The 26566-nt window shown below is 72.5% G+C and carries 28 protein-coding genes; 12 read left to right on the top strand and 16 right to left on the bottom strand.

What is annotated here, in order from left to right; translation table 11 throughout:
* The first annotated feature begins 3 nt into the window (after window positions 1–3).
* The 3 genes from PSU4_RS23825 to PSU4_RS23815 are packed head-to-tail and all read left to right on the top strand — an operon-like array spanning window position 4 to window position 2659.
* Window positions 4–939: a metal ABC transporter solute-binding protein, Zn/Mn family gene (locus PSU4_RS23825; protein WP_147112677.1), complete on the top strand. Its 936-nt coding sequence runs from the start codon at window positions 4–6 to the stop codon at window positions 937–939.
* A 20-nt stretch (window positions 940–959) separates the two neighbouring features.
* Complete coding sequence (locus PSU4_RS23820) at window positions 960–1808, top strand: metal ABC transporter ATP-binding protein (protein WP_186817146.1); 849 nt, start codon at window positions 960–962, stop codon at window positions 1806–1808.
* On the top strand, window positions 1805–2659 hold the full coding sequence (locus PSU4_RS23815) for a metal ABC transporter permease (RefSeq protein ID WP_373866092.1): 855 nt from the start codon (window positions 1805–1807) through the stop codon (window positions 2657–2659). Before PSU4_RS23820 ends, PSU4_RS23815 begins: the two co-directional genes overlap by 4 nt.
* A 70-nt stretch (window positions 2660–2729) precedes the next feature.
* Here the strand turns inward: PSU4_RS23815 and rlmB are convergent, their stop codons facing one another.
* Together rlmB and cysS are read right to left on the bottom strand one after the other, a co-directional pair.
* The gene (rlmB, locus tag PSU4_RS23810; protein ID WP_147112671.1) at window positions 2730–3719 is read right to left on the bottom strand and encodes a 23S rRNA (guanosine(2251)-2'-O)-methyltransferase RlmB; all 990 of its coding nucleotides are present in this window, start codon (window positions 3717–3719) and stop codon (window positions 2730–2732) included.
* A 35-nt stretch (window positions 3720–3754) separates the two neighbouring features.
* Window positions 3755–5149 carry a cysteine--tRNA ligase gene (cysS, locus tag PSU4_RS23805; RefSeq protein ID WP_147112668.1) on the bottom strand — a complete coding sequence of 465 codons (1395 nt, stop codon included), beginning with the start codon at window positions 5147–5149 and terminating at the stop codon, window positions 3755–3757.
* Between the two features lie 96 nt (window positions 5150–5245).
* Between cysS and PSU4_RS23800 the strand changes: the two genes are divergently transcribed.
* Window positions 5246–5674, top strand: a complete 429-nt coding sequence (locus PSU4_RS23800; RefSeq protein ID WP_147112665.1) for a VOC family protein — start codon at window positions 5246–5248, stop codon at window positions 5672–5674.
* A 100-nt stretch (window positions 5675–5774) separates the two neighbouring features.
* Here the strand turns inward: PSU4_RS23800 and ispF are convergent, their stop codons facing one another.
* From ispF to PSU4_RS23785, 3 genes are read right to left on the bottom strand one after another with little or no spacing between them, the layout of a single operon-like run.
* Window positions 5775–6257 carry a 2-C-methyl-D-erythritol 2,4-cyclodiphosphate synthase gene (gene ispF, locus PSU4_RS23795; RefSeq protein ID WP_147112662.1) on the bottom strand — a complete coding sequence of 161 codons (483 nt, stop codon included), beginning with the start codon at window positions 6255–6257 and terminating at the stop codon, window positions 5775–5777.
* Complete coding sequence (gene ispD, locus PSU4_RS23790; protein ID WP_147112659.1) at window positions 6254–7027, bottom strand: 2-C-methyl-D-erythritol 4-phosphate cytidylyltransferase; 774 nt, start codon at window positions 7025–7027, stop codon at window positions 6254–6256. The genes ispF and ispD overlap by 4 nt, the downstream gene beginning before the upstream one ends.
* A 44-nt stretch (window positions 7028–7071) precedes the next feature.
* Window positions 7072–7566 (bottom strand): CarD family transcriptional regulator, encoded by a 495-nt coding sequence (locus PSU4_RS23785; protein WP_147112656.1) that lies wholly within the window; start codon window positions 7564–7566, stop codon window positions 7072–7074.
* Window positions 7567–7909: 343 nt separating this feature from the next.
* Between PSU4_RS23785 and PSU4_RS23780 the strand changes: the two genes are divergently transcribed.
* Together PSU4_RS23780 and radA are read left to right on the top strand one after the other, a co-directional pair.
* Window positions 7910–8518, top strand: a complete 609-nt coding sequence (locus PSU4_RS23780) for a copper chaperone PCu(A)C domain-containing protein (protein ID WP_222596374.1) — start codon at window positions 7910–7912, stop codon at window positions 8516–8518.
* Window positions 8515–9891 carry a DNA repair protein RadA gene (radA, locus tag PSU4_RS23775; protein WP_147112653.1) on the top strand — a complete coding sequence of 459 codons (1377 nt, stop codon included), beginning with the start codon at window positions 8515–8517 and terminating at the stop codon, window positions 9889–9891. Before PSU4_RS23780 ends, radA begins: the two co-directional genes overlap by 4 nt.
* Before the next feature lie 100 nt (window positions 9892–9991).
* Here the strand turns inward: radA and PSU4_RS23770 are convergent, their stop codons facing one another.
* A complete protein-coding gene (locus PSU4_RS23770) occupies window positions 9992–10816 on the bottom strand; it encodes a hypothetical protein (protein ID WP_147112650.1) in 825 nt (274 codons plus the stop codon).
* 308 nt (window positions 10817–11124) lie between these two features.
* On the opposite strand from PSU4_RS23770, the gene PSU4_RS23765 reads away from it, so the two are divergent.
* Genes PSU4_RS23765 through PSU4_RS23755 form a run of 3 tightly spaced genes read left to right on the top strand, consistent with a single transcriptional unit; the run spans window position 11125 to window position 13022 of the window.
* Window positions 11125–11613 (top strand): beta-class carbonic anhydrase, encoded by a 489-nt coding sequence (locus PSU4_RS23765; RefSeq protein WP_147112648.1) that lies wholly within the window; start codon window positions 11125–11127, stop codon window positions 11611–11613.
* Window positions 11614–11654: 41 nt separating this feature from the next.
* Complete coding sequence (locus PSU4_RS23760) at window positions 11655–12521, top strand: iron-sulfur binding domain-containing protein (protein ID WP_147112645.1); 867 nt, start codon at window positions 11655–11657, stop codon at window positions 12519–12521.
* A 12-nt stretch (window positions 12522–12533) separates the two neighbouring features.
* A complete protein-coding gene (locus PSU4_RS23755; RefSeq protein ID WP_246115303.1) occupies window positions 12534–13022 on the top strand; it encodes a 2'-5' RNA ligase family protein in 489 nt (162 codons plus the stop codon).
* Between the two features lie 39 nt (window positions 13023–13061).
* Here the strand turns inward: PSU4_RS23755 and PSU4_RS23750 are convergent, their stop codons facing one another.
* Window positions 13062–13895 carry an alpha/beta fold hydrolase gene (locus PSU4_RS23750; RefSeq protein ID WP_246115302.1) on the bottom strand — a complete coding sequence of 278 codons (834 nt, stop codon included), beginning with the start codon at window positions 13893–13895 and terminating at the stop codon, window positions 13062–13064.
* A gap of 23 nt (window positions 13896–13918) precedes the next feature.
* Here PSU4_RS23750 and PSU4_RS23745 point away from each other — a divergent pair, with 23 nt between their 5' ends.
* Window positions 13919–14239, top strand: coding sequence for an antibiotic biosynthesis monooxygenase family protein (locus tag PSU4_RS23745; protein ID WP_147112642.1), 321 nt, complete (start codon window positions 13919–13921; stop codon window positions 14237–14239).
* Window positions 14240–14265: 26 nt separating this feature from the next.
* Window positions 14266–15081 carry an SIR2 family NAD-dependent protein deacylase gene (locus PSU4_RS23740; protein WP_373866093.1) on the top strand — a complete coding sequence of 272 codons (816 nt, stop codon included), beginning with the start codon at window positions 14266–14268 and terminating at the stop codon, window positions 15079–15081.
* A 34-nt stretch (window positions 15082–15115) separates the two neighbouring features.
* Here PSU4_RS23740 and PSU4_RS23735 read toward each other — a convergent pair whose 3' ends face one another.
* Window positions 15116–15709: a cysteine hydrolase family protein gene (locus PSU4_RS23735; protein ID WP_147112640.1), complete on the bottom strand. Its 594-nt coding sequence runs from the start codon at window positions 15707–15709 to the stop codon at window positions 15116–15118.
* 346 nt (window positions 15710–16055) lie between these two features.
* Between PSU4_RS23735 and PSU4_RS23730 the strand changes: the two genes are divergently transcribed.
* Window positions 16056–16955, top strand: a complete 900-nt coding sequence (locus PSU4_RS23730; RefSeq protein ID WP_147112637.1) for a GAF domain-containing protein — start codon at window positions 16056–16058, stop codon at window positions 16953–16955.
* 77 nt (window positions 16956–17032) lie between these two features.
* On the opposite strand, the gene PSU4_RS23725 is transcribed toward PSU4_RS23730, so the two are convergent.
* The 8 genes from PSU4_RS23725 to PSU4_RS23690 all read right to left on the bottom strand — a co-directional run bounded on the left by PSU4_RS23725 (window position 17033) and on the right by PSU4_RS23690 (window position 26265).
* A complete protein-coding gene (locus tag PSU4_RS23725) occupies window positions 17033–19576 on the bottom strand; it encodes an ATP-dependent Clp protease ATP-binding subunit (RefSeq protein ID WP_147112635.1) in 2544 nt (847 codons plus the stop codon).
* A 190-nt stretch (window positions 19577–19766) separates the two neighbouring features.
* Entirely contained in the window at window positions 19767–20609 is an 843-nt protein-coding gene (locus PSU4_RS23720; protein WP_147112633.1) for a siderophore-interacting protein, read from the bottom strand.
* A gap of 302 nt (window positions 20610–20911) precedes the next feature.
* Window positions 20912–21268, bottom strand: a complete 357-nt coding sequence (locus PSU4_RS23715; RefSeq protein WP_373866091.1) for a histone-like nucleoid-structuring protein Lsr2 — start codon at window positions 21266–21268, stop codon at window positions 20912–20914.
* A 126-nt stretch (window positions 21269–21394) separates the two neighbouring features.
* Complete coding sequence (lysS, locus tag PSU4_RS23710) at window positions 21395–22897, bottom strand: lysine--tRNA ligase (protein WP_147112626.1); 1503 nt, start codon at window positions 22895–22897, stop codon at window positions 21395–21397.
* Between the two features lie 317 nt (window positions 22898–23214).
* Window positions 23215–24048, bottom strand: a complete 834-nt coding sequence (locus PSU4_RS23705) for a type III pantothenate kinase (protein ID WP_147112623.1) — start codon at window positions 24046–24048, stop codon at window positions 23215–23217.
* 3 nt (window positions 24049–24051) lie between these two features.
* Window positions 24052–24477 carry an aspartate 1-decarboxylase gene (gene panD, locus PSU4_RS23700; protein ID WP_147112620.1) on the bottom strand — a complete coding sequence of 142 codons (426 nt, stop codon included), beginning with the start codon at window positions 24475–24477 and terminating at the stop codon, window positions 24052–24054.
* Between the two features lie 13 nt (window positions 24478–24490).
* The gene (gene panC, locus PSU4_RS23695; RefSeq protein WP_147112617.1) at window positions 24491–25375 is read right to left on the bottom strand and encodes a pantoate--beta-alanine ligase; all 885 of its coding nucleotides are present in this window, start codon (window positions 25373–25375) and stop codon (window positions 24491–24493) included.
* Entirely contained in the window at window positions 25372–26265 is an 894-nt protein-coding gene (locus PSU4_RS23690) for a Rossmann-like and DUF2520 domain-containing protein (RefSeq protein WP_147112614.1), read from the bottom strand. The genes panC and PSU4_RS23690 overlap by 4 nt, the downstream gene beginning before the upstream one ends.
* Between the last annotated feature and the right edge of the window lie 301 nt (window positions 26266–26566).

Genomic DNA, 26566 nt, shown 5'->3' with positions numbered 1-26566 from the left:
GACATGACCCTGCGCCGCGTCGCCACCACCCTCGGTGGCGCACTCCTCGCCGCGGCCGTGCTCGCCGCCTGTGGCAGCGGCAGCAACACCCCCGCCTCACCCACCACCACCGGCGACGCCGGCGGCAAGGTCGCGGTCGTCGCCTCGACCGACGTCTACGGCTCGGTCGTCCGCGCCGTCGGCGGCGACCGCGTCGACGTCACCTCGATCATCGACGACCCCGCCAAGGACCCCCACGAGTACGAGACCACCCCCGCCGACGCGCTCGCCGTCGGCAAGGCGGCGATCGTCGTCGTCAACGGCGCGCACTACGACGACTTCGCGACGAAGCTCGTCGACTCCGCCGAGACCGAGCCACAGACCATCGACGTCTCCGCCCTGTCCGGCCTGGAGGCGCAGGTCCCGGCGGGCGAGGAGTTCAACGAGCACGTCTGGTACAGCCTGCCGACGATGAAGAAGCTCGCCGACACCCTGGCCGCCGACCTCGGCAAGGTCGACGCCGCCGGTGCCGCGACCTACACCGCCAACGCCGCCGCGTTCGGCACGAAGATCGACGGGCTGACCGCGAAGCTCGACGCGATCAAGACGACGCACGACGGCACCGCCGTCGCCATCACCGAGCCCGTCCCGCTCTACATGGTCGAGGCCGCCGGGCTGAAGAACGTCACCCCCGAAGCGTTCTCCGAGGCCGTCGAGGAAGGCAACGACCCGCCCGCCGCCGTCCTGCAGGAGACCCTCGCGGTGTTCGGCGGCGGCGTCGCGAAGGTCCTCGTCTCCAACGCCCAGACCGAGAGCCCGGCCACCCAGCAGGTCGAGCAGGCCGCCGGCGCGGCGGGCGTGCCCGTCGTCAAGGTGACCGAGACGCTGCCCGCCGGAGTGACCGACTACGTTTCGTGGCAGTCCCAGCAGATCGACGCGCTCACCACGGCGCTCGGATGACCCTTCTCCGGGAAGGTGCGATGACCCGCCCGCACTCCGCCGACGGCCGCGAACCCGCCGCCGTCGAACTGCGGGGCGCCACCGTGCGGTTCGGGACACGCACCCTGTGGGAGGGGCTCGACCTCGAGATTCCCGGCGGCGAGTTCGTCGCGGTCCTGGGCCCCAACGGATCCGGGAAGACGACGCTGCTGCGCGTCCTGCTCGGGCTGCAGCCGGTGCAGGCGGGCGAGGTGCTCGTCGACGGGCACCACGTCCGCCGCGGCGGCGAGGGCATCGGGTACATCCCGCAGCAGAAGGCGATCCCCGAGGACGTCCCGCTGCGGGCGCGCGACCTCGTCGGTCTCGGGCTCGACGGGCACCACCTCGGCCTCGGCCTGGGTGGTCGCCGCCGGCGCGCCCGCCGGGTCGACGAGGCACTCGCCGCCGTCGGCGCCACCGGCTACGCCCACGCGCCCGTCGGCCGGCTCTCCGGCGGCGAGCAGCAACGGCTGCGGGTGGCGCAGGCGCTCGTCGGCGACCCGCGGGTCCTGCTGTGCGACGAGCCGCTGCTCTCGCTCGACCTCGCCCACCAGCGCACGGTCAGCCGGCTCATCGACGAGCGCCGCCGCACCGCGGGGACGGCCGTCCTGTTCGTGACGCACGAGATCAACCCGATCCTGCCGCTCGTCGACCGGGTGCTCTACCTGGTCGACGGCAGGTTCCGGTTCGGCACGCCCGACGAGGTGATGACGTCGGAGACGCTCTCGGAGCTCTACCGCACCGACGTCGAGGTCCTGCGCGTGCGGGAGCGGCTGGTCGTCGTCGGCGTCGAGGAGTCCGGGCACTGCCACGGCGCCGTCGCCCCGGCGGAAGAGGCCGTCGCCCCGTGAACGAGATCCTCGACAAGCTCTTCACCTTCGACGGGACGGCCGAGCTGCTGGGCCAGCCGTTCGTGCACAACGCCCTGCTCGCCGCGGCCCTGCTCGGGCTCGCCGCGGGCGTCCTCGCGCCGCTGATCGTGGCGCGCGGCATGGGCTTCGCGGTGCACGGCACCTCGGAGCTGGCGTTCACCGGCGGCGCCGCGGCGTTGCTGGTCGGGGTGAGCGTCAGTGTCGGCGCGGTCGCCGGAGCCGTCGTGGCGGGTCTGGTGTTCGGCCTGCTCGGGCTGCGTCAACGCGAACGCGACTCCGTGATCGGCGTGGTCCTGGCGTTCGGTCTGGGCCTCGGGGTACTGCTGCTGGCGCTGTATCCGGGGCGGGCGTCGAACAAGTTCGGGCTGCTCACGGGCTCGATCGTGTCGGTCGACTCCACGAACCTCTGGGTTCTCGTCATCGTGACATTATTGGTGTTGGCGACGATGGCCGTCGTCTACCGGCCGTTGCTGTTCGCCAGCACCGACCCCGAGGTCGCCGTCGCCCGCGGCGTGCCCGTGCGGCTGCTGTCGCCGCTGTTCGCGGTGCTCATCGCGCTCGTCACCGCGCTGGCCGTGCCGATCGTCGGCGCCATCCTGGTGCTGTCGGTGACGATCATCCCCGGCGCCGCCGCGGCCCGCGTCACCGCCAGCCCCCTGGTCGCGACGGTCCTCGCCGTGGTCATCGCCGAGGTCGCCCTGGTCGGCGGCACGATCCTGTCGCTCGCACCCGGTCTGCCCATCTCCGGCTACGTCGCGACGATCGCGTTCCTCGGCTACCTCGCCTGCCGCCTCGTCGGCCGGACCCGCGGCCAGGTCCGCACCGGCTGAAACCCGGGCGCACCCTCACGGTCGCGTCCGGGCGCCCGGACGACCGTGAGGTTGCGCGCGGTTGGGCGAGTCAGCCGATCCGGCGGCGGCGTGCGACCTCCGCCAGCACCACACCCGCGGCGACCGACGCGTTCAGCGACTCCACCTCACGCGCGAGCGGGATCGACACCGTGACATCGCAGGTCTCGCGGACCAGCCGCGACAGGCCCTTGCCCTCCGAGCCCACGACCAGCACCAGCGGATCGGCGGCGAGGTCGAAATCATCGATCGAGACGTCGCCGTCGGCCGCCAGGCCCGCGATCATCAGCCCCGTGTTGGCGTACTCCTGCAGGGAGCGGGTCAGATTGGTCGCACGGGCCACCGGCAGCCGCGCCGCCGTCCCCGCCGACGTCCGCCACGCCACCGCCGTCATCCCCGCCGCCCGCCGCTGCGGGACGACGACCCCGTGCCCGCCGAACGCACTCACCGAACGGACGACCGCGCCGAGGTTGCGCGGGTCGGTCACGCCGTCGAGCGCCGCGATCAGCGCGGGCGAACCCGACTCGCCCGCCAGCTCCAGCAGCTCGTCGGGATGCGCGTACTCGTAGGGCGGCACGACGAGCGCAACACCCTGGTGCAGCGCGCCCCCGGCCATGCGGTCGAGGTCGTTGCGGGGCACCTCGAGGATGGAGATCCCGGCGTCGGCCGCCAGGTGCACGGCCTCCTTCACCCGCTCGTCGGACGTCGCGCCGACGGCGACGTGCAGCGCCGTCGCGGGAGCACCCGCGCGCAGGCACTCCACGACGGGGTTGCGCCCCAGCACCGTCTCCGGGGTCTCACCGTCGCCCGCGCGCCGGCTGCGGTTGCCCGCACCCCCGCCCTGCCGGCCGGCGACCTTGGCCTGCGCCTTCGCGTCGCGGGCGGCCTTGCGCGCCGCCGGATGCCCGGGGCGCAACGACGCCGGCGGCGTCGGACCCTTGCCCGTCAGGCCGCGACGACGCTGACCGCCCGAACCGACGACAGCACCCTTCTTGGTGCCGTCCTTGCGGGTCGCACCGCGTCGCCTGGAATTGCCCGCCATCTACCCGATACCTCGCTGAACCGACAGCTGAACCGTCACTGGACGTCCTTGAGCGACCAGGTCGGCCCGTCGGGGCCGTCCTCGACCGCGATACCCGCGCTGGTGAGCCGGTCGCGCACCTCGTCGGCGGCGGCGAAGTCGCGGCTCGCGCGGGCCTCCTGCCGCTTGACCAGCAGATCGTCGACCAGGGCGCCGAGCGCCGCGATGGCGGCCGTGTCCGACCCGCCGGCCGCCCACCTCTCGTCGAGCGGGTCGAGTCCGAGCACGCCGGTCATGGCGCGCACCGACTCCGCTGCCGCGCGGGCCGCGTCGCGGTCGCCCGCGTCGAGCGCGGAGTTGCCCTCACGCACCGTGTTGTGGACGACCGCCAGCGCGCCCGGCGTGCCCAGGTCGTCGTCGAGGGCGGCCGCGAACTCGGCCGGAACCTCGGCCGCGACGTCGGGCGTGCCGATGCGCTCGGCGACCCGGCCGACGAACGACTCGATCCGCCGGTACGCCGACACCGACTCGGCCAGCGCCGCATCCGAGTACTCGATCGCTGACCGGTAGTGCGGCCCCACCAGGTAGTAGCGCAGCTCGACGCCACGCACCCGCTGCAGCATGGCCGGGATCGACAGCGTGTTGCCCAACGACTTGGACATCTTCTCGCCGCCCATCGTCACCCAGGCGTTGTGCAGCCAGTAGCGGGCGAACCCGTCGCCCGCCGCGTGCGACTGGGCCTGCTCGTTCTCGTGGTGCGGGAACACCAGGTCGAGCCCGCCGCCATGGATGTCGAACTCCGAGCCGAGATAGGCCGTGGCCATCGCCGAGCACTCCAGGTGCCAGCCCGGACGCCCTGCGCCCCACGGGGTCGGCCACGACGGCTCGCCCGGCTTGGCGCCCTTCCAGAGCGTGAAGTCGAGCGGGTCGCGCTTGTCGCCGCAGTCGCCCTCGCCCTGCGCGACGTCGTCGACCTTCTGCCCCGACAGCGCCCCGTACTCCGGGAACGACCGCACCGAGAAGTACACGTCGCCACCCGCGGCGTAGGCGTGGCCGCGCTCGACCAGCCGCTCCATCAGCTCGACCATCTGCGTGATGTGGCCGGTGGCTCGCGGCTCGACCGACGCGGGCAGGCAGCCCAGCGCGTCGTACGCCGCCGAGAAGGCGCGCTCGTGCGTGGCCGCCCACTCCCACCACGGGCGGCCGGCGTCGGCGGCCTTGCGCAGAATCTTGTCGTCGATGTCGGTCACGTTGCGCACCAACAGGACGTCGTGCCCGGTGTGGGCCAGCCAGCGGCGCAGCACGTCGTAGTTGAGGCCGCTGCGGACGTGACCGATGTGCGGCACGCCCTGCACCGTGGCCCCACAGACGTACATCGACACGGTCCCGGCCCGCAGCGGGACGAAGTCGCGCTGCTCCCTGGTCGCGGTGTCGTGCAGTCGCAGGCTCACCTCACACAGACTACGGGTGACCAGGTCGGCGTCGATCGTCGGCCCGGGCTCCCATTCGTCCAAGACGACGACGCCGCGACCCGGCACGCTCGGGGCATGGCCGACATCTTCCAGATCACCCCGAAGCTCGTCGTCGGCGACGGCGCTGCCGCCCTCGCCTTCTACACCGAGGCCCTCGGCGCGACCGTCGAGGAGAGCTACACGATCGACGGGCGCATCGTGCACGCCGCCCTGACCGTCGGCGAACTGCGGTTCGAGCTGAAGGACGCCGGCGACGGCGACCCGGCGCCGACGAAGGGGCTGCACCCGCCGGTGCTGATGTCGCTGGGCGTGACCGACGCCGACGCGGTCACCGACCGGCTGCTCGCGGCGGGCGCGACCGTGGTCTACCCGGTGGCCGACCAGGAGTACGGCGCCCGGGGCGGTCGGGTCGCCGACCCGTTCGGGCACCACTGGATGGTGTCGGCGCCGCTCGAGTCGCTGAGCCCCGACGAGGTCCAGGCACGGCTGGACGCGATGTCATGACCCCGTGACTCGTTGCGCCCCAGCGACTTCCACCGCCGAGTTCGACGTGGGACTGACTCGATCATGGCCGGGAGCAGTCTGTTGTCGAAGTCGACGGTGATCAGGAGGCCGGGACGATCAGGGCCGTCGCGATCGCGGCGACGCCCTCGCCCCGGCCCGTGAGACCGAGCCCGTCGGTGGTCGTCCCCGACACCGCCACGGGCCCGCCGACGGCGTCCGACAGCACACGCTGCGCCTCGGCGCGACGCGTCCCGATCTTCGGGGCGTTGCCGATCACCTGCACCGCGGCGTTGCCGACGACCCAGCCGTCGCGCTCCAGCAGCCTGCGCACCTCGGCGAGCAACTGCACACCACCCGCACCAGCCCACTCCGGACGGCCGGTACCGAACACCGCGCCGAGATCACCCAGCCCGGCGGCCGACAGCAGCGCGTCGCACAACGCATGGGACGCGACGTCGCCGTCGGAGTGCCCGGCGCAGCCGTCGACGCCCTCCCACCACAGCCCCGCCATCCAGCACGGACGACCGGGATCGACGGGGTGCACGTCGGTACCGACGCCGACGCGGGGGATCGCAGCGATCATCGCGCGACCGTACCCGCCGCCTCCCCCGCAACCGCGTCGTTCACCAGGTGGTCGGCGAGCCTGTGGTCCCAGGGCGTCGTCACCTTCATCGCCGCGGGATCGCCCGGGACGGCATGGACGGTCTCGCCCAGCGCCTCGACGAGCCCCGCATCGTCCGTGGCGGCCGCACCCGCGGCGGCGGCCGCGCGGTGCGCGCGCAGCAACAGCTCGGGCGCGAACCCCTGCGGTGTCTGGACCGCGCGCAGCACGGACCTGTCGACCGTGGCCACGACGTCGCCGTCCTCGTCGACACGCTTGATCGTGTCGGCGACGGGCAAGACCGGGATCACGGCACGATGACCGGCTCGGACCGCCTCGACGACGGCCATGACCAGGGCCGGAGGGGTGAGCGGGCGTGCCGCGTCGTGGACGAGCACGACCTCGACCGCCGACCCGTCACCAACGGGTGGTCCCGGTCGTTCATCTCCAGTGTGGACGCCGTTCGGATCACCGACGCCGTGCAGCGCGCCGAGAGCGCACAGCACGGAGGCGGTCCTGTCCGCGCCACCGGCGAGCACCGTGACGGGACGTCCGCGGAGCAGCTCGCCCGCACGGTCGACCAGCTCCGCCGGCGCGGCGACCACGACATGATCGACCACACCGGACGCGAGCAGTCCGTCGACCGCACGGACCAGCATCGGAACGCCACCGACCGGTACGAACGCCTTCGGCTCACCTGCACCCAGTCGCTGACCCGAGCCCGCAGCGGGGACCACCGCGACGACGCTCACGACGTGTGCCGGAAAGGGAGGTACGTTCGGACCGGTCGAAAGGGTCAGGCCGTTGCGGCCGTCGCCAGCACCTCGTCGAGCAGGACCTCGGCCCGCTCCTCGTCGGTGCCCTCGGCGAGCGCCAGCTCGCTCACGAGGATCTGGCGAGCCTTGGCCAACATGCGCTTCTCACCCGCGGACAGGCCGCGGTCCTTCTCGCGCCGCCACAGGTCACGCACCACTTCGGCCACCTTGTTCACATCGCCGGAGGCGAGCTTCTCGAGGTTGGCCTTGTACCGCCGGGACCAGTTGGTCGGCTCCTCGGTGTGCGGCGCGCGGAGCACCTCGAACACCTTGTCGAGGCCTTCCTGGCCCACGACATCGCGGACGCCGACGACCTCGGCGTTCTCCGCAGGAACACGCACCGTGAGATCACCCTGGGCAACCTTGAGGACGAGGTACTTGCGCTCCTCGCCCTTGATCGTCCGGGTCTCGATGGCCTCGATGAGAGCGGCACCGTGGTGCGGGTAGACGACGGTCTCTCCGACCTTGAAAACCATGTGTCCTCTGCCCCTTTCGCTGAACCCAGGTTAACACGGTCGGCCCCACCCCCGCCCGGCGGGATGCACCGTCGTCGCAGGTCACGGGCTTGACAACGCGGAGCAAACGTGCCTGGGCGGCGCTACGTGTGACCTCGGTGACAGACCCCGTACTCCGTGTGACCGCCGCGACGGCACGGAACCCGCCCCCACCCGGACGGACGACCGGACGGGTCACCGGACCTCCGCCCGGACCTGTGACCGGAGGCGCGTTGCCGGTGCCCACACCGCCGCGACTACGCTTCCACCTGGTCACCCCGGACCCCGGGGCCGGCCCCACCGCCACGAAAGGACCTGGAGACCCGTGAGCCGCAGCGAGCGCATCCGTCCGACGCGCGCAGCCCTGGTCGCAGGCGCCCTGATCGGCGCGCTCGCCCTCGCCGGGTGCGGTGCCGGCCAGATCTCGCAGACCGCCGACCAGCAGGCCGCCGTCTCCGGGGCCAACCTGACGACCCAGCACATCGAGATCCGCAACGCCGAGATCGAGTTCCCGGTCGGCGGCTCGCAGCGCCTCGCCGCATACACCGCGGGCTCGTCGGCGCCGATCACGCTGTCGATCGCCAACGACGACGACCTGCCCGACCGGCTGCTCTCGGCGAGCAGCCCCGTCGCTGACAGCGTCCGCATCACCGGCGAGACGCAGATCGCCCCGAACGGAGCGCTCACCGCGAGCAGCACCCCGGGCGGCACCGTCGGCAACCTGGGCACGCCGATCGAGATCAGCCTCGAGGGCCTGCGCCAGGACATCGGCCCCGGCCTCAGCTACCCGGTCACGTTCGTCTTCGAGCGCGCCGGAAGCATCACCGTCGACATGCCGATGGGCAATGCCGACAACCGTGTCCCCGAGCAGGGCGGCTCGAACAGCTCCGGCGGCTCGGGCGGTTCCGGCTCCGGCGGGAACGGCGGCCACTGACCGGCCGGTCCCGCGCCGCCCGCGCGGGGTTCGTCTGCTCCGAGTGCGGCCACCAGGCCGCCCAGTGGGTGGGCCGCTGCCCGTCGTGCCAGGCGTGGGGAACCCTTGCGCAGCAGTCGGTTCCGGCCGCCCGCACCCAGCGGGTCGCGGCCGGGGCACCGTCGGCACCGGCACGGCGGATCGCCGACGTCGAACTCGACAGCGCCCGCGCCCGCCCGACGGGTGTCGACGAGCTCGACCGCGTCCTCGGCGGCGGGCTCGTCCCGGGCGCGGTGGTGCTGCTGGCCGGGGAGCCGGGCGTCGGCAAGTCGACGCTGCTGCTCGAGGTCGCCGCGAAGGCCGCCCGGCGCGGGCGCGTCCTCTACGTCACCGGCGAGGAGTCGGCCGGGCAGGTACGGCTGCGCGCCGAACGCACCGGAGGCGTGCACGACGAGCTCTACCTCGCCGCCGAGTCCGACCTCGGCTCGATCCTCGGCCACCTCGACGCCCTGAAGCCCGAGCTGCTCATCGTCGACTCCATCCAGACGATGTCCACATCGGACGTCGAGGGCAACGTCGGTGGCGTCACCCAGGTCCGGGCCGTCACCGTCGGGCTCACCGCCACCGCCAAGGAACGCGGGCTGCCCGTCGTACTCGTCGGGCACGTCACCAAGGACGGCTCCATCGCCGGACCCCGCGTGCTCGAACACCTCGTCGACGTCGTGCTCGCATTCGAGGGCGACAAGCAGTCGACGCTGCGCATGGTCCGCGGCGTGAAGAACCGCTTCGGCCCCGCCGACGAGGTCGGCTGCTTCGAGCTGCGCGACGAAGGCATCGTCGGGCTCGCCGACCCCTCGGGCCTGTTCCTCGCCCGGTTCGGCGCCACCCGCGACTCCGTCGTCCCCGGCACCGCCGTCACCGTCGTCATGGACGGCCGCAGGCCGATGCTGGCCGAGGTCCAGGCGCTGGTCGCCGGAGCCAACATCCCCAGCCCACGACGGGCCGTCTCCGGTCTCGACAGCGCCCGCGTCGCGATGCTGCTCGCGGTGCTGGAGCGCCGGGTGGGCGTCAAGCTGGCCGACTCCGAGGTCTACACGGCCACCGTCGGCGGGATGAAGGTCCTCGAACCGGCCGCCGACCTCGCCCTGGCCCTCGCCGTCGTCTCCGCCAAGCGCGACCTCGCGCTGCCGCCCGACATGATCCTGCTGGGCGAGATCGGGCTGGCGGGCGAGGTACGGCGCGTCTCCGGCGTCGCCAGGCGCCTCGCCGAGGCCGCCCGCCTGGGGTTCACCCAGGCGCTGGTGCCGCCCGACAGCGACGCGAAGTCCGTCGGCATGAAGGTGCAGGAGGTCGCCGACCTCGGCCAGGTCGTCCGGCGCCTGCGCCGCGACTGACGTCCCCAGGATCCGCGCGCAACCTGGCTGCTGTCGCGGCCCCGAAACGCAGCAGTGAGGTTGCGCGCGGTTCGTCGGGCCGACCCGGGCGGGCCCGGCGTCAGGGCGTCAGGAGGAACGGCGTCGGCGGGCTGATCAGGTCGTCGATGCGCGTCAGCAGGCGGTAGGCGCCGGCCGGGACGACCGTGCGCGCCGTCGCACAACCCGGTGTCGACGTGCGGCCCTGCCACGTCACCTGGAACGACACCGGCTGCCCCGGCACCAGCGTGCGCAGGTCGGGCCTGGCGGGGTTGGTGCAGTCGTTGCTCGACCACAGCCGGTTCACCCCGTCACCGCTCCACACGACGATCTCCAGCCGGCTCCCGTCGAGGTCACGCACGCACGGCTGACCGCTCGTGTTGGTGACGACGACGCCCACCACCGGCTTGTCACCCACCTTGTGATCGGTCCGGTCGATCGTGGCTCCGACACTGAGCATGTCGTTGGTGCACGGGACCGGGCCGGTCGGCGGGACCGTGGCCGGCGGGGGCACCACGGCCGCCGGATCCGGAGTCCCCTCGACCCGCACCTCGTCGGTGGCAGGCGCCGTCGTCGGGGCGTCCGTCGGCGGGACGATCTGGGTGCCCGGGCCCGTGGTCAGGCCCGAGAGACCGGGCGCGAGAGGCGCCGACGGATCGACCGGGACCGCCGACGGCGCACCGAACGCAGTCGGATCCCCCGACGGCGGACGCGGCGCCTCGCTCGACAGCGCCGCCTGGTTCGCCGCCAGCGTCGTCTTCTCGTCGCTCGTCGCCTCCGTGCGCCCGTGCACCAGCGCGGCGATGGTGAGCCCCAACAGCGCGAACAGGACCACGACGGATGCGAGAGCCACCCAGCGACGTCGCCAGTAGACGGTCGCGGGCAGCGGTCCGGACGGCTCCCACATGTGACGGAGAGTAGATCGACGATTACCAGCAGGAGCCGACGTCGGCCCGGCGTGGCGTGGCACCACCCCCGGAAACCACCCGGGCGAATGACTTGGTTGCGCCCACGTCCGCAGCGGGCTTGACTCATGGGGTGATGCGCACGCGGCTCCAGTTCTTCTGGCCCAGCCGTCGCGTCGTGCATTTCGACGAGTTCTGTCGGCCGGCCACGTAGCGACCGCCCCGACGGGTGGTCACACGTGGCCCTCCGCGCGCCCCGACCGACCGCGGGCGTCCGGCCCGCACCCGCCCTCACCTGGGAGAACCCGTCATGTCCGTCACGGACGACCTGCTCGCCAACAACGCCACCTACACCGAGACCTTCTCCGGCCCACTGCCGCTTCCGCCCGCCAAGGGCGTCGCCGTCGTCGCCTGCATGGACGCCCGCCTCGACGTCTACCGAGTCCTCGGCCTCGCCGAAGGCGAGGCGCACGTCATCCGCAACGCCGGCGGCGTCGTCACCGACGACGAGATCCGGTCCCTCGCCATCAGCCAGCGCCTCCTCGGCACCAGCGAGATCATCCTGATCCACCACACCGACTGCGGGATGCTCACCTTCACCGACGACGACTTCAAGCGCTCGATCCAGGAGGAGACCGGCATCAAGCCGGCCTGGGCCGCCGAGTCGTTCGGCGACATCGACGAGGACGTCCGCCAGTCCGTCGCCCGCATCACCGCGAGCCCGTTCGTCCCCCACAAGGAGTCCGTGCGCGGCTTCGTCTTCGACGTCGCGACCGGGAAGCTGAACGAGGTCGCCTGACCCGTTGCTCCGTGGGCGGCGGACGGTGGCACGATGCGGTCGTGCCGCTGTCCGCCGCCCTGATCCCCTGGTACACCGCGGTCGCCCGAGACCTGCCGTGGCGCAGGCCCGGGACCACACCGTGGGGCGTCATGGTCAGCGAGTTCATGCTGCAGCAGACACCCGTCTCCCGCGTCGAACCCGTGTGGCAGCGCTGGATGGCCGACTGGCCCGCCCCCTCCGCGCTCGCCGCCGCGCCCCGCGCCGACGTCCTGCGCGCCTGGGGGAAGCTCGGCTACCCACGCCGCGCCCTGCGCCTGCACGAGGCCGCCGCCGTGATCGCGGACATCCACGGTGACGTCGTCCCCTCCGACGTCGACGCGCTCGAGGCCCTGCCCGGCGTCGGCTCCTACACCGCACGGGCCGTCGCCGCGTTCGGCTACGGGCGGCGCTGCGCGGTCGTCGACACCAACGTCCGACGCGTCGTCGCCCGCGCCGTCCACGGCAACGGCGACGCCGGACCCGCACGCGTCAAGGCCGACCTCGCCGACGTGACGGAGCTGCTCCCGACCGGCGAAGCCGAGGCCGCCACGTTCTCCATCGCGATGATGGAGCTCGGCGCCGTCGTCTGCACCGCCCGCACCCCCCACTGCATCGCCTGCCCCGTCCGCGACCGCTGCGCCTGGCTCGCCGCAGGCGCCCCCGCCTACGACGGCCCCCGCCGCGCCCCGCAAGCCTTCGCCGGCACCGACCGGCAGGTCCGTGGCCGGCTCCTCGACGTCCTGCGCGACTCCCCCGGCCCCGTCGACCGCGCCGCCCTCGACCGCGCCTGGAACGACGCCGGGCAACGCGACCGCTGCCTCGACTCCCTGCTCGTCGACGGGCTCGCCGAACAGCTCGCCGACGGCCGCTTCGCCCTGCCGGCCTGAGCCGCGCCGGCCGTGGTGCACGCCGTCCGCTTCCGGCTCGCCGACGACGCCGCCGACGAGCTCACCGGCCTCCGCGCCCGCCTGGTCGTCGCCGGGCTGCCGGTGCCCGTCGGGCGGCCCGCCGTCACCGTCGCCGCCGCGACCACGATCCCCGCCGCCACCCGCAGCGCGCTCGCCACCGCCGTCGGCGTCCTCGTCCTGCCGACGCTGTGGCTCACGAACCTCGCCGCCGTCGCCGGGCGTGACGAGGAGCTGGTGCTGGGTGCCGTCGTCGACACCGAGCTGTTGGCCGTCCACGACGCCGTGCACGACGTGCTGGCGGGCAACGTCCGCGGGCCCGTCGCGACCTACCTGCCCGGTTCCTGGGTGCCGCACTGCGTGCTGGCCACCCGTGACCCCGCCGCCGCCTTCACCGCCCTGCACCCGCTGCGCCCCGTCCGCGCCGCGGTGACGGCCCTGGAGCTGGCCGACACCCGCACCGGCGAGACCACCCCTCTCTGACTCGTGAGTGGCGTTATTGGCTATAGCCAATAACGCCACTCACGAGGCGCGGAGCGGGGCCGTCGTCGCCAGGAAGTCCTCCACGGCGATGCGGAAGGCCTCCTCCGAGGCGTGCACCAGGTGGCCGGTGCCGGGCAGGGTGACGAGTCGGGCGTAGGGGCCGAACCTGTTGCGGCGCAAGGCGTCGACAATTTGCTCGGGCTGGCCGCGGGGCACGATGCCGGCGGCGGCGCAGACCAGCAGCACCGGCGCGCGGACACCGGCGAGGACGTCCCAGTAGGAGCGGTACGCCCACTCCCCGGCGATCTCCACGGCGTTGTCGACGCGGCAGAGCAGGTGGTAGCCGTCGGCGCGTTCCTCGACGCACTCGGCCATGTAGTCGCCGAACTCCGGCCGCGGGTGCCCGAAGGTGGCCCGGACCTCGGCCAGCGACGCGAAGGGCTGCGGGATGGCCCCGAACCAGGCGCGGGCGTCGGCGACGGCGGTCTCCGGCACCCCGGTGAGGTCGACAGCCATGTCCTCGACGACGACGGCCTGCACCAGATCGGGCCGGCTCGCGGCGAGAGCGAGAGCGTGCAGCCCACCCATGGAGTGGCCGACGACGATGGCGGGCCCGGCGCCGAGCTGGTCGAGGAGCTCGGCGGCGTCGGCGGCGAGGCGTTCGGTGGTCCAGGGTCCGGTGGCCTGGGAGCGGCCGTGGCCGCGGGCGTCGAGCCCGATGACGCGGCCGTGGCCGGTGAGCCGGCGCGCGACCGGCCACCACGTCGTCGCCCGGCCCATGAGCCCGTGCAGCAGCAGGATCGGCGTGCCACCCCCACCGAACTCGACGACGGCGAGGTACACGCCGTCGGAGGTCCGCAGCGAACGACGCACCCGCGCAAACTAACCTGAAGTGCATGACCGTCGTGAAGATCAACGCGATCGAGGTACCCGAGGGATCCGGCCCGGAACTGGAGAAGCGGTTCGCGCAGCGCAAGCACGCGGTCGACAACCAGCCGGGCTTCGTGTCGTTCGAGCTGATGCGGCCGGTGTCGGGCGACAACCGCTACTTCGTGGTGACGAAGTGGGAGTCCGACGAGGCGTTCCAGGCGTGGCGCAACGGCCCGGCGATGCAGGCGCACGGCGGCAACGCGCAGGCGCCGACGGGGTCGGGGCAGCCGGTGTCGACGGGTGCGTCGCTGCTGGAGTTCGAGGTCGTCGACCTGGACAACGGCTGAGCTCCTCGATCGAGCGCGCCGCCGCGCTGCTGGACGGCGCCGGCACGTTGCTGGACGGCGCCGGCGCGTTGCTGGTCTGCGCCGGTGCGGGGATGGGCGTCGACTCCGGGCTGCCCGACTTCCGGGGGCCGGAGGGATTCTGGCGCGCCTACCCGCCGTACCGGGCGCTGGGGCTGAGCTTCGAGGAGTTGGCCGATCCGGTCCACTTCGCCGACGACCCGGCGCTGGCGTGGGGTTTCTACGGCCACCGCCTGTCGCTCTACCGAGCGACGACGCCGCACGCGGGTTTCGCGGTGCTGCGGCGGTGGGCGGACCGGGTGCCGACGCGTGTGTTCACGTCGAACGTCGACGGCCAGTTCCAGAAGGCCGGGTTCGACGCCGAGTCGGTCGCGGAGGTCCACGGGTCGACCCATCACCTGCAGTGTCTGGCGGGGTGTGGGGAGCCGGTGTGGCCGGCCGACGACGTCGACGTGGAGATCGACCCGGCGACGATGCGCGCGGTCGGCCCGCTGCCCGCGTGCGGGGGGTGCGGCGGGCTCGCGCGGCCGAACATCCTGATGTTCGGCGACTGGTCGTGGGATCCGTCGTTCGCGCGGCCGCGGCTGACGGCGCACGCGGCGTGGACGCGGGAGCACCGGGGGCATCTGGTCGTGGTGGAGATCGGCGCGGGCAACGCGATACCGACGGTGCGCAGGCAGGCGGAGCTGGCGTCGGCGGCGACGGGGGCGCTGATCAGGATCAACGTGCGGGAGCCGGCGGTCCGCCACGGCCGCGGCGTCGGGCTGGCACTGCCGGCGGCGGACGCGCTGCGGGCCCTCGAGCTGGGTCGTGAGCGGCAATAGTCGCTATAGCGACTATTGCCGCTCACAGGGGGTGTCAGTCCGGGATGGCCTTCGTGTTCGGCACGACGATCCCGAACAGGTCGGCGATCGACGCCAGGCTGGCCGCCTGGAGCGCCGAGGCGGCGACGGCACCGTCGGGCCCGGGTAGCGACCGGGTCGCCGTCGCACCGCCGACGACGACCGGGGCGAACCCGAGGCTGAACGCGCCGCGGGCGGTCGAGTTGATGCACATGTGCGTCATGAACCCGGCGAGCACCAGGTCGTGCGCGCCGGCCGCGGTCAGCCGGTCCTGCAGGTCGGTGCCGACGAACGAGTTCGGTGCGCCCTTCACGACGACGGGCTCGTCGCCACGCGGCGCGACCCGGTCGACGATGGCGCCGATCTCGGCGCGGACGTCGTAGGGCGATCCCGCGCCGGCGTCGTGCTGGATGTGGATGACGGGCGTCCCGGCGGAGCGGGCCCGGTCGAGGAGCTCCTCGGCTTCGTCGAGGGCGGCCTGGACGCCTTCGAGCTCCATGACGCCGCGGGTGTAGGTGTTCTGGCAGTCGACCATGATCAGCGTCGAGCCGGCGAGGCTCGGCGCCGCGGCCGGCATTCCGGTCAGTTCGCGCAGGGTCGTCGAGGGCACGGGCCCACACTCCTTCGGATGGGAACGAGAACGACTCACAGCGGGCGGGACCATCCTGCGACGGTCCGGCCCCTGTGTCACGAGATACCTCGGGCCCTGTCGAGGGCGTCAGCGCCTCCACCCAGACCCCGCGGCCCCATTCCTGCACCACATCGCCGTGCGGTGGGGGTGTTTCCGGTACTCGGACGACTCCGACATAACGACGTTTCACCGTAGCTGCGGATCCTATCCCGCATATGGCGTCGCAGATTCGAGTACAGATCAGGGTTGCCTGACCTGTTCCCACGGACGACGATGGGGGTGGCGTCCACCACCGCCGACGAAGCCGCGGGGAGCCACCGACGAGATGACGACTGATCCGGTCGAGAGGGCCATGGTCCTGGCCCGGACCCACGACGCCGTGACGAACGGCGGACGGGCGCCGATGGCGCCGCGCAACCTCGTGCCGCAGTCGTGGACACGACCCTCGGACACCCGCGTCGGCCCCGACCCGGAACAGGCCGAGATCGCCGACATGCGCGGCGCGCACCCGCTCGCGCCGGCCATGGCGCTGCTGCGCGAGACGCTGCTGGGCATCGCCGACGCGGCCCGGCACACGATGACCGTGACCGACGAGCACGGGCGCATCCTGTGGCGCGACCGCCGCCGTGACGTGCTGCGACGCGGCGACCGGGCCGGCCTCGCCGAGGGCACGCGGTGGAGCGAGGCCACCGTCGGCACCGACGCGATGGGCACCGCGCCGGTCGTCACGATCCGCTCGGCCGAACACCTCGTCCGCAGCGTCCACTGCTGGACGAGCGCCGCCGCGCCCATCCACGACCCGGAGGACGGGCAGCTGATCGGGGTCGTCGACGTCACCGGGCCGGTCACCTCCCCGCACCCGGCGACGCTCGCGCTCGTCGCGGCAGCCGCCCGGCTCGCGGAGAACCACCTGGCGACGCTCGTGGCCGCCCGGGACGAGCGCCTGCGCGCCCGCAACCTCGCGCACCTGACGCGACTGCGCGACGAGCCCGGCGCCCTGCTCACCCCTCACGGGAAGGTGCTCGCGGCCCATCCCGCCGGATGGCTACCCGACAGGGTGGACCTCCCCGACCCTCCAGGCAGGTCGCTGTCGCTGGGCGAGCAGGGCGACGCGGTCCTCGAACCGCTGACGGAGGGCTGGCTGCTGCGGCTGCGCCGGCCCACCGCCCGACCGCCGGGCTGCACCGCGGAGGGCGCCGCAGATCCCCGGTCCCGGTCCGGCTGAACACGCGTCCCTGACACGGAAAAGCCGGCCCGGACCGAGGTCCGGACCGGCTTTCCGGTCAGCCGATCAGACGGAGATCAGTCGTCCGTCTTCGCCATGTCGACGGGCGGGGCGTCGGGAACGAGCGCCGCCGCACGCGCCTCACCGCGGAAGGTGAAATGCGCCTTGTCGTCGGCCGCGCGCGAGCCCTCGGGGGCGTCGGGGTCGAGACCCTCGACGTCGACGACCACGATCTGGCCCGGCTCGACCTCGCCGAAGAGGATCTTCTCCGACAGCTGGTCCTCGATCTCGCGCTGGATGGTCCGGCGCAGCGGCCGGGCGCCCAGCACGGGGTCGAAACCACGGCGGGCGAGCAGCGACTTGGCGGCAGGCGTGAGCTCGATGCCCATGTCCTTGTTCGCCAGCTGCGCCTCGACACGCGTGATCATGAGGTCGACCATCGTGATGATCTGCTCTTCGGTGAGCTGGTGGAAGACGATGATGTCGTCGATACGGTTGAGGAACTCCGGCCTGAAGTGCTTCTTCAGCTCGTCGTGGACCTTCGTCTTCATCCGCTCGTAGTTCGACGCCTCGTCGTTGCTCTGCGCGAAGCCGAGCCCGACCGCCTTCGAGATGTCCTGGGTGCCCAGGTTCGAGGTGAAGATGATGACGGTGTTCTTGAAGTCCACCGTCCTGCCCTGGCCATCGGTCAGGCGGCCGTCCTCCAGCACCTGCAGGAGGGTGTTGTAGACCTCCTGGTGCGCCTTCTCGATCTCGTCGAACAGCACGACCGAGAACGGCTTGCGCCGCACCTTCTCGGTGAGCTGGCCACCCTCCTCGTAGCCCACGTACCCGGGAGGGGCACCGAAGAGCCGCGAGGCGGTGTAGCGGTCGTGGAACTCACCCATGTCGATCTGGATGAGCGCGTCGTCCTCGCCGAACAGGAAGTTCGCCAGCGCCTTCGACAGCTCCGTCTTACCGACACCGGACGGGCCGGCGAAGATGAACGAGCCCGAGGGGCGCTTCGGGTCCTTCAGGCCGGCCCGCGTGCGGCGGATGGCCTGCGAGACCGACTTGACGGCCTCCTCCTGGCCGATGATCCGCTTGTGCAGCTCGTCCTCCATGCGGAGCAGACGGGTCGTCTCCTCCTCGGTGAGCTTGAACACCGGGATACCGGTCCAGTTGGCGAGGACCTCGGCGATCTGCTCGTCGTCGACCTCGGCGACGACGTCCAGGTCACCCGACTTCCACTGCTTCTCCCGCTCGCCCTTCTGACCGAGCAGCTGCTTCTCGGTGTCGCGCAGCGACGCGGCACGCTCGAAGTCCTGCGCGTCGATCGCCGACTCCTTGTCGCGACGCACGCCGGCGATCTTCTCGTCGAACTCGCGCAGGTCCGGCGGCGCCGTCATGCGACGGATGCGCATCCGGGCCCCGGCCTCGTCGATCAGGTCGATCGCCTTGTCCGGGAGGAAACGGTCGGAGATGTAGCGGTCGGCCAGCGTGGCCGCGGCCACCAGCGCCGGGTCGGTGATGGTGACCCGGTGGTGCGACTCGTAGCGGTCGCGCAGACCCTTGAGGATCTCGATGGTGTGCGTGACGCTCGGCTCGCCCACCTGGATCGGCTGGAAACGACGCTCCAGCGCGGGGTCCTTCTCGACGTACTTGCGGTACTCGTCGAGCGTGGTGGCACCGATCGTCTGCAGCTCGCCACGGGCCAGCATCGGCTTGAGGATGCTCGCCGCGTCGATCGCGCCCTCGGCCGCACCCGCCCCGACGAGGGTGTGGATCTCGTCGATGAACAGGATGATGTCGCCGCGCGTGCGGATCTCCTTGAGGACCTTCTTCAGGCGCTCCTCGAAGTCACCGCGGTACCGGGACCCCGCGACCAGCGAGCCCAGGTCGAGCGTGTAGAGCTGCTTGTCCTTCAGCGTCTCGGGCACCTCGCCCTTGACGATGCCCTGGGCCAGGCCCTCGACGACGGCCGTCTTGCCGACGCCGGGCTCGCCGATCAGGACCGGGTTGTTCTTGGTCCTCCGGGAGAGGACCTGCATGACCCGCTCGATCTCCTTCTCCCGGCCGATGACCGGGTCCAGCTTGCCCTCACGGGCCTGCTGGGTGAGGTTGCGACCGAACTGGTCGAGCACGAGGGAGGACGACGGGGTGCCCTCGCCGCGGCCCGCAGAGGCCTCGGCGGGCTCCTTGCCCTGGTAGCCGGACAGCAGCTGCAGGACCTGCTGGCGGACCCGGTTGAGGTCGGCCCCCAGCTTGACCAGCACCTGGGCCGCGACACCCTCGCCCTCGCGGATCAGGCCGAGCAGGATGTGCTCGGTGCCGATGTAGTTGTGGCCGAGCTGCAGCGCCTCGCGGAGCGACAGCTCCAGGACCTTCTTCGCCCGAGGCGTGAACGGGATGTGACCCGACGGTGCCTGCTGCCCCTGGCCGATGATCTCCTCGACCTGCTGGCGGACACCCTCCAGGGCGATCCCGAGCGACTCGAGCGCCTTGGCGGCGACACCCTCACCCTCGTGGATCAGGCCAAGGAGGATGTGCTCGGTCCCGATGTAGTTGTGGTTGAGCATCCTGGCCTCTTCCTGCGCCAGGACGACAACACGCCTTGCTCTGTCGGTGAACCTCTCGAACATTCGCACTCCTTGCCTGCTGCGTCCACACGTGCGGCACGTCCAGCATCCCTGTGACGCTGCGCCGCGGACGCCCCATACCACTGTATCGGTCCGACCGGCCCCACCGCCTCCGTCCGCCGCGATGTGGGTCCGGTGGGGACAACATCCGTCGGCGGTGCCCGAATTCCCGGCGCCGGAGCGAACGCTCTGGTCAGCGCCCCTGCGCCGCGGCCTCCTCGGCTGCCCGTTCCTGCTCCTTGTAGACGCGGAAACCCTCCTCGTCACGACCACGACGCCAGTAACCGGAGACGGAGAGGGCGTCGCGGGGCACGGAACGCTCGTCGAGCAGGTGCCGGCGGAGGGCCTTGACCGCGCCGGCCTCGCCGTGGACGAAGGCGTGCACGTCGCCGTCGGGGAAGGGCAGGGCTGCGACGGCGTCGAGGAGCTGTGCGGCCGCGGCGTCGCCCGGGTCACCGCCCGCGGGCAGGTCGGCGCGATGCAGCCAGGTCGCGGTCAGGTCGGCGTCGGTGCGCAGGTCCTGGTGGTCGTCGGCGCCGTCGACCTGGAGAACTGCCAGCGCCGTCGCCCCACGCGGGAGCCGCTCGACCGCGGCACCGATCGCGGGGAGCGCGGCGTCGTCACCGACGAACAGGTGCCAGCCCGCGGCCGGGTTCGGCGCGTACGCGCCCCCGGGGCCGAGCAGCCGCAGCGTGTCGCCGGGGCGGGCGGCGGCGGCCCACGGCCCGGCGAGGCCGCTGTCGCCGTGGTGGACGAAGTCGATCGTCAGCTCGCCTGCCGTGTGGTCGAGGGCGCGGACGGTGTAGGTCCGGGTGCGGGGCCACTGGTCGCGCGGGAGCTCGCGCCGGATCGCCTCCATGTCGAACGGCTCGGGGTAGTCGACGCCGGGCGGGGGGAACAGAATCTTGACGTAGCGGTCGGTGTGGTCGGTCTCGGGAAACTCCGCGAGACCGGGTCCGCCCGCGACCACGCGGATCATGTGCGGGCCGATCCTGGCGGTTCTCAGTACCTCGAGGCTCGTGGCCGAGCGGGGCATCGCTCCTCCTGGGGTCGTGGCGGCGCCGTGCGGCGGACGCACCGGCCCCGGCAGCTATGTAGGCCACCCTAACCCCGCGGACGCGATGTGGCCCGTGGGTCGCCGCGCGCTTCCGTTCGCCCGCGCGCTTCGGCTCGGCGCGCTTCGGCTCGGCGCGCTTCGGCTCGGCGCGCTTCGGCTCCGCGCGCTTCGGCTCGGCGCGCGCGCATCCGGCGGAGCGGATTCGGGAACGCTTCGCCGAGAACGCGAGCGGGGCCGATCGAATTCGATCGGCCCCGCTCGTTCCGGCACATTCGCCCGGTTCAGTTCTCCTGGTGATAGGCCTCGAGCACCTCGGCCGGGATGCGGCCGCGGTCCGAGACCTTCATCCCGCGCTTCCGGGCCCAATCCCGAATTGCCTGGTTCTGCTCGCGGTCGACCGACTGCCGCCGATTCGCCGGCGCGGAGCCGGCCGCGGCGCGGCGCCGTCCACCGGCACGACGGGCAGCGGCGACATACGACGCGAGCGCGTCCCGCAGCTTTCCGGCATTCGACTCGGACAAGTCGATCTCGTACGTCTTGCCGTCGATCCCGAACTCGACGGTCTCGTCCGCCGCCTTACCGTCCAGGTCGTCGATCAGTCTGATCTCACGGATCTGCGCCACCGCCGCAGCCTCCATTCTCGCAACACATGAGTTCCTGCAACTGTGGCGTCGCCACGAATGCGGACTCTATCCGTATTGCAACTGCGGTGTCGAGCCGAGTCACCCGCCGCCGGAACAGAATGACACTTCCGGCGACGAACGTCACTCCGACCGAACGAGCGGGAAGAGGATTGTGTCCCGAATACCGAGGCCGGTGAGCGTCATCAGGAGCCTGTCGACGCCCATGCCCATGCCGCCGGTCGGCGGCATGCCGTACTCCATGGCACGCAAGAAGTCCTCGTCGAGCTGCATGGCCTCGGGGTCACCCGCGGCAGCCAGCAACGACTGCCGGTGGAGCCTTTCCCGCTGTTCCACGGGATCGACGAGTTCGGAGTAGGCCGTCGCGAGCTCGGTTCCGAAAACGATGAGGTCCCACGCCTCGGCGAGTCGCGGATCGTCGCGGTGCTGCCGGGTGAGTGGGCGGACCTCCACCGGGTAGTCACGCACGAACGTGGGCTCGACGAGCGTGTGCTCGACGAGCTTCTCGAACAGTTCCAGAACGATCTCGCCGGCCGACCAGGATTCCTTCAGCTCGACATCGTGATCGGCCGCGATCTTACGCAGTGTTTCGGCGGAGGTGTCGACCGTCACCTCTTGGCCCACCGCCTCGGCCACGGAGGCATGAAGAGTGACGCTGCGCCACGGGCCGCCCAGATCGTGTTCGGTTCCGTCGGCGCGTGTGATGACCGTGGAACCGAAGACGGCACGCGCGCTTTCGAGGATGAGGTCCCGAACGAGATCCGCCATGTCGTCATAGGTCGCATACGCCTGGTAGGCCTCGAGCATCGCGAACTCCGGGGAGTGCGTGGAGTCGATCCCCTCGTTGCGGAAAACGCGATTCAGCTCGAAGACCCGCTCGATCCCGCCGACGACGGCACGCTTCAGGAACAGCTCCGGCGCGATCCGCAGGTACAGATCCTGGCTCAGCGCATTCGAACGCGTGACGAACGGCCGGGCCGTGGCGCCGCCGTGCAGCACCTGCAGCATCGGCGTCTCGACCTCGATGTAGTCGCGCTCCTCGAACACGCGCCGCAGGGTGCGCAGGACCGTCGACCGTGCGCGGACCATCTCGCGGGCCTTGGGCCGCACGATCAGGTCGACGTAGCGCTGCCGGACCCGCGTCTCCTCCGACAGCTCGCGATGCGCCACGGGGAGCGGCCGGACGGCCTTGGCCAGCATCCGCCACGACGTGGCCGACACCGACAGCTCGCCGCGTCGGCTGGTGATGACCTCCCCGTCGACGAGGACGACGTCGCCCAGGTCGACGACGGCCTTCCAGCTCGCGAGCGCCTCGTCACCGACCTCGGCCAGGCTGAGCATGGCCTGCAGCTCGGTGCCGTCGCCCTCGCGCAGCGTCGCGAAGCACAGCTTGCCCGTGTTGCGCAGGAACATGACCCGGCCGGCGACGGCGACCCGGTCGCCCGTCGCGGTGTCCGGTTCGAGGTCGGGGTGGGCGTCGCGGACCTCACGCAGCGTGTGGGTGCGGCCCGCCTCGACGGGATAGGGGTCGATGCCCTGCTCGAGCAGCTCCGCCCGCTTGGCCCGGCGCACCCGGAGCTGCTCGGGGAGGTCGGTGTCGGGGGGCGTGGAGTGCTCGTCGGTCACGCCGAGCAAGGTTAGCCACGTGCCCGGGGCGCCCTGTCATCGGTGCACGTACCGACGGTCGCGCAGACGAATCCGCGCGCAACCTCACTGCTCTTCCGAGCGGCGGACACAGCAGTGAGGTTGCGCGCCTGTGTCAGCACGTCCGCGGCGCCCCGAGCCGGCGCACCCTCCGCGCCGGGATCGGCGTGACGCGGCGCCACGGGTCGGCGTGACGCGGCGTCACGGGTAGCACGTCCGGCACGCCCCGGGTCAGCGCACCCTCCGCGCCCGGGATCGGCGTGACGCGACGCCCCGGGTCAGCGCGCCGCGACGCCCGGTCAGCGCGCCGCGGCGCCGGCCGTGTGCGCGTTGCGCAGGTAGGTCAGCCGCAGGCCCAGCAGCGTGAGGTCGGGGACGAACTCGGTGATCGTGCGCGACACCCCGGCCATCAGGGGGGCGAGCCCGCCCGTCGCGAGGACGGTCACCGGGCCTGCCTTGGGGCCCATCTCGGCGACGATCGCGTCGACCAGGCCGTCGACCTGTCCCGCGAACCCGAAGATCACCCCGGACTGCAGGCATTCGACGGTGTTCTTGCCGATCACCGAGCGCGGACGCACCAGTTCGACGGTGCGCAGCGCCGCGGCCCGGGTCGCGAGCGCCTCCATGGAGATCTCGATCCCGGGGGCCAGTGCGCCGCCCAGGAACTCTCCGCGCGCGGAGACGACGTCGATGTTGGTCGACGTCCCGAAGTCGACGACGACGCACGCCGTCCCGAAGATGCGGTGCGCGGCGAGGGTGTTGACGACGCGGTCGGCGCCGACCTCGCGCGGGTTGTCGACGAGCAGCGGCACGCCGGTGCGGACGCCGGGGCCGACGATGACCGTCGGCATCTGTTCGCTGCGCCGGTCGAGCATGAGGCGCAGCTCCCGCAGCAGCGACGGGACCGTCGACAGCGCGGCGATCCCCGTGACGTCGGCGGCCCGCTCGCCGAGCAGCCCGTGGATCGCGACGTCGAGCTCGTCGGCGGTCATCCGGGCGTCGGTGCGCATCCGCCAGTCCCGCACGAGCGTGGGCCGGACCTCGGGCTCGGCGCCGTCGTCGGCGGGGGCGGGGGTGTCCCGGTAGAGGCCCAGCGCGATCTGGGTGTTGCCGACGTCGATGCAGAGCAGCACCGGTCAGGCCGACCGCATGCGGGTGACCGACCCCGAGGTCAGGCCCGACCCGACCGGGGCGTGCCCGGGGTCGTCCCCGACCTCGGCGACGCGGTTGTCGGCGTCGACGAACACGACCCGCGGGTCGTAGGCGGCGAGCTCGACCTCGTCGAACTGGCCGTAGGAGATGAGGATGACCAGGTCGCCGGGGTGGACGAGGTGCGCGGCGGCGCCGTTGATGCCGATGACGCCGGAGCCGCGCTCGCCGGGGATGACGTAGGTCTCCAGGCGGGCGCCGTTGGTGATGTCGACGATCGCGACCTGCTCGCCCTCGAGGAGGTCGGCGGCCTCCATGAGGTCGAGGTCGACGGTGACCGAGCCGACGTAGTGCAGGTCGGCCTGGGTGACCGTCGCACGGTGGATCTTGGACTTCATCATCGTGCGGAACACGGTGGCCTCCGGCTCAGAGCTGGACGGGGACGTTGTCGATGAGGCGGGTGGTGCCGATTCGGGCGGCGACGAGCAGCCGCGCCCGGCCGGTCTCGGGGGTGGGGCCGAGCTCGGGGTCGCGCAGCTCCAGGTAGTCGACGTCGAGCAGCGGCTCGGTGGCGAGGACCTCGCGGGCGCGGGCGAGGACGGCGGCGGGGCCGCGGGCCGACACCGAGGCGCCTTCCTTCAGCGCCCGTTGCAGGGTGGGCGCGGCGGCGCGCTGCTCGTCGGACAGGTAGACGTTGCGGGAGGACAGCGCGAGCCCGTCGGTCTCGCGGACCGTGGGGACGCCGACGATGGAGAGCGGGAAGTTCAGGTCGCGCACCATCTTCTGCAGCATCACGAGCTGCTGGTAGTCCTTCTCGCCGAACAGCGCGATCTCCGGCGCGACGATCTGGAACAGCTTGCCGACGATGGTCAGCACGCCCTCGAAGTGGCCCGGGCGGACCGCGCCCTCGAGCTCGTCGGCGAGCGGGCCCGGCACGATCCGGGTCTGCGCTCCGGGCGGGTACATGTCGTCGACCGACGGGACGAAGGCGAGCTCGACGCCTTCTTCGCGCAGGATCTCGAGGTCGGCCTCGAGCGGGCGCGGGTAGCGCGTGAGGTCTTCGTTCGCCCCGAACTGCAGGGGGTTCACGAAGATCGACACGGCGGTGACGGTGGAGCCGGGGAGCAGCCGGGCGTGGCGGATCAGCTCGCGGTGGCCGTCGTGGAGGGCACCCATCGTCGGGACGAGGGCGACCTTGCGGCCCGCGCCGCGCAGCGCGCGGCTGACGGCGTTCACGTCGGCGGGGTCGCGGTGCACGGTGAGCTCGCCGGGGCGGTACCCGCCCGCGGTCCGGGTGGTGGCGGCGGTCATGAGTCCTCCCGGAGGGTGGTGAGCACGTCGGCGGCCGCCTGTTCGGGCAGCAGCCCGGCGGCCCGGGCCCGGCGGGCGGTGCGCCCGGCGAGGGTGCGGTAGGTGCGTGCGACGTCGGGGTCGGCGGCGTCGAGGACGCGCAGGTGGGTGGCGACGGTGCCGGCGTCGCCGCGCGCGACCGGGCCGGTGAGGGCGCGGTCGCCGTGGCGCAGCGCGTTGTCCAGTGCCGCGGACAGCAGCGGGCCGAGCAGCCGTTCGGCGGGTTCGATGCCCGCTTTCGCCAGCAGGTCCGCGGCGTCGCGCACGAGCGTGACCAGGTGGTTCGCGCCGTGGGCGAGCGCGGCGTGGTAGAGCGGGCGGACCGCCTCGGGCACCCGCACCGGCTCGGCCGTCATCTCGACGACGAGCGCCTCGCCGACGCTCCAGGCCGCCTCGTCGGGCTCGGGGGCGGTGACGCCGAAGCAGCACGACGTCAGCCGCTGCACGTCCTCGACGCGGCCGGTGAACGTCATCGCCGGGTGCAGCGCGAGCGGCAGCACCCCGTGCTCGACGGCCGGGTCGAGCACCGCGACACCGTGCGCGCCCGAGGTGTGGACGACGATCTGCCCCGGCCGGAACGACCCGGCGGCTGCGAGGCCGCGGACCAGGCCGGGGAGCACGTCGTCGGGGACGGCGAGCAGCGCCAGGCCGGCGCCTGCGACGACCTCGTCGGGCGGCAGCAACGGCACGTCGGGCAGCAGCGCCGCGGCACGTTGGACCGACGCCCGGGAGACTCCGGACGTGGCGACGACGTGGTGTCCCGCGGCCGCGAGGGCGGCACCGATCACGGAACCCACACGACCCGCGGAGACCACTCCGACGGCGAGCCGCGCAGGCCTGCCTGCACTCATCACCTGCTCCTTGCCCGTTCCAGTCCCGTGTCGGGTACCGGACGAGGTGTCGGCCACTGCTGACGACGAGCACAGGTTAGACGGACGCCGCTGTCACGATCGGGGCCGCGTGAGCGGCTTCACCAGCGGCGTACGCCACGTCCCGCTCCTGGCGGGCCGGACGGCGCGTCGGGTCGCCGTGGTCAGGGGTCGTGAGCGGCGATAGTCGCGATAGCGACTATCGCCGCTCACAGGGGTTCAGGGGCGGTAGCCGGGCGGGGGCGGGCGGTGGCCCGGGCGCGGGGCGTAGCCGGGCGGGGGG

The organism is Pseudonocardia sulfidoxydans NBRC 16205, from assembly GCF_007989085.1.
Classification (GTDB): domain Bacteria; phylum Actinomycetota; class Actinomycetes; order Mycobacteriales; family Pseudonocardiaceae; genus Pseudonocardia; species Pseudonocardia sulfidoxydans.
The sequence above is the reverse complement of the archived record's forward strand: the minus strand, read 5'-3'. Positions and strand labels throughout refer to the sequence as shown.

Coding starts and splice junctions, on each gene's coding strand:
- PSU4_RS23715 (WP_373866091.1), bottom strand. CDS start 21,268: ATGGAGGCTGCGGCGGTGGCGCAGATCCGTGAGATCAGACTGATCGAC.
- PSU4_RS23725 (WP_147112635.1), bottom strand. CDS start 19,576: ATGTTCGAGAGGTTCACCGACAGAGCAAGGCGTGTTGTCGTCCTGGCG.
- PSU4_RS23800 (WP_147112665.1), top strand. CDS start 5,246: ATGGCCGACATCTTCCAGATCACCCCGAAGCTCGTCGTCGGCGACGGC.
- PSU4_RS23770 (WP_147112650.1), bottom strand. CDS start 10,816: ATGTGGGAGCCGTCCGGACCGCTGCCCGCGACCGTCTACTGGCGACGT.
- ispF (WP_147112662.1), bottom strand. CDS start 6,257: ATGATCGCTGCGATCCCCCGCGTCGGCGTCGGTACCGACGTGCACCCC.
- PSU4_RS23820 (WP_186817146.1), top strand. CDS start 960: ATGACCCGCCCGCACTCCGCCGACGGCCGCGAACCCGCCGCCGTCGAA.
- rlmB (WP_147112671.1), bottom strand. CDS start 3,719: ATGGCGGGCAATTCCAGGCGACGCGGTGCGACCCGCAAGGACGGCACC.
- PSU4_RS23730 (WP_147112637.1), top strand. CDS start 16,056: ATGACGACTGATCCGGTCGAGAGGGCCATGGTCCTGGCCCGGACCCAC.
- PSU4_RS23720 (WP_147112633.1), bottom strand. CDS start 20,609: ATGCCCCGCTCGGCCACGAGCCTCGAGGTACTGAGAACCGCCAGGATC.
- panC (WP_147112617.1), bottom strand. CDS start 25,375: ATGACCGCCGCCACCACCCGGACCGCGGGCGGGTACCGCCCCGGCGAG.
- PSU4_RS23765 (WP_147112648.1), top strand. CDS start 11,125: ATGTCCGTCACGGACGACCTGCTCGCCAACAACGCCACCTACACCGAG.
- PSU4_RS23825 (WP_147112677.1), top strand. CDS start 4: ATGACCCTGCGCCGCGTCGCCACCACCCTCGGTGGCGCACTCCTCGCC.
- PSU4_RS23690 (WP_147112614.1), bottom strand. CDS start 26,265: ATGAGTGCAGGCAGGCCTGCGCGGCTCGCCGTCGGAGTGGTCTCCGCG.
- PSU4_RS23785 (WP_147112656.1), bottom strand. CDS start 7,566: ATGGTTTTCAAGGTCGGAGAGACCGTCGTCTACCCGCACCACGGTGCC.
- PSU4_RS23745 (WP_147112642.1), top strand. CDS start 13,919: ATGACCGTCGTGAAGATCAACGCGATCGAGGTACCCGAGGGATCCGGC.